Source organism: Streptomyces sp. NPDC093598 (genome assembly GCF_044764825.1).
In the GTDB taxonomy this organism is placed as follows: Bacteria; Actinomycetota; Actinomycetes; order Streptomycetales; family Streptomycetaceae; genus Streptomyces.
Window position 1 is genome coordinate 1 of the sequence record NZ_JBIWIV010000040.1, and the last position, 1,052, is coordinate 1,052.

The window sequence follows — 1,052 nt, forward strand, 5'->3', positions numbered from 1 at the left end:
CACCGTCTGGCGCACATCCTCGAGGAGGCCGGACCGGTTCTGGTCCTCACCGACAGCGTCACCGCGCCGGTCCTGCCGGAGCACGACGTTCCCGCACTCCTCACCGACCAGCTGGACCTCGCCGTCGGCGACGGAGCGTTGGACCTGACCGGTCGCGACCGGCTCGCACCGCTGGAGACCGGCCACCTCGCCTATGTGATGTACACGTCGGGTTCTTCGGGTGTGCCGAAGGGTGTGGCCATCACGCATCGGGGTGTGGTCAACGGCATCACGCATCTGGCGGGTCTGATCGGTGCCGGTCCGGGCCGTAAGGCGCTGGCGAGCACCTCGGTGAACTTCGATGTCTCGGTGTTCGAGGTCTTCACCAGTCTGTGTCACGGCGGGAGCATCGAGATCGTCGCCGATGTGCTGGAACTGGCGGGGCGCGGCGGCTGGGACGGGCAGATCGTGTCCACCGTTCCGTCCGCCTTCGCCGAGCTGCTCGACCAGATCGCCGCCACCACCCGCCCGGAGGTGCTGGTCTTCGCCGGCGAGGCACTGCCCGCGTCGCTGACCCGCCGCATCGCCGAGGTCCTGCCCGGCACCCGGATCGTCAACGCCTACGGCCAGACCGAGTCGTTCTACGCCACCACCTTCACTCTCGTCGGCGAGGAGCACGCGGTCGGGGGCACCGAGGGCGGCAGCGCGCCGATCGGCACCCCGCTGGGCAACATGCGCACCTACGTCCTCGGCCCCTCCCTGCAGCCGGCCCCGGTCGGCGTGGTCGGGGAGCTGTACGTCGCCGGGGAGATCTCCGACGGCTACCGGAGCCGCCCCGGCATGACCGCCGAGCGGTTCGTCGCCGACCCCTACGGCCCGCCCGGCTCGCGCATGTACCGCACCGGCGACCTCGCCCGCTGGAACCACGACGGGGAGTTGGAGTACGCGGGCCGCGCCGACACCCAGGTCAAGATCCGCGGCTTCCGCATCGAACCCGGCGAGGTCGAGGCCGCGCTCACCGCCCACCCCGGCGTCGCCCAGGCCGCCGTCGTCGTCCGCGAGGCGAACGGCGC

1 protein-coding gene is annotated in these 1,052 nt (G+C 71.7%); it reads left to right on the plus strand.

The window, feature by feature from the left end; translation table 11 throughout:
• A partial coding sequence (locus tag ACIRDU_RS38600; RefSeq protein ID WP_403588902.1) for an AMP-binding protein occupies positions 1 to 1,052 on the plus strand: 1,052 nt, incomplete at both ends.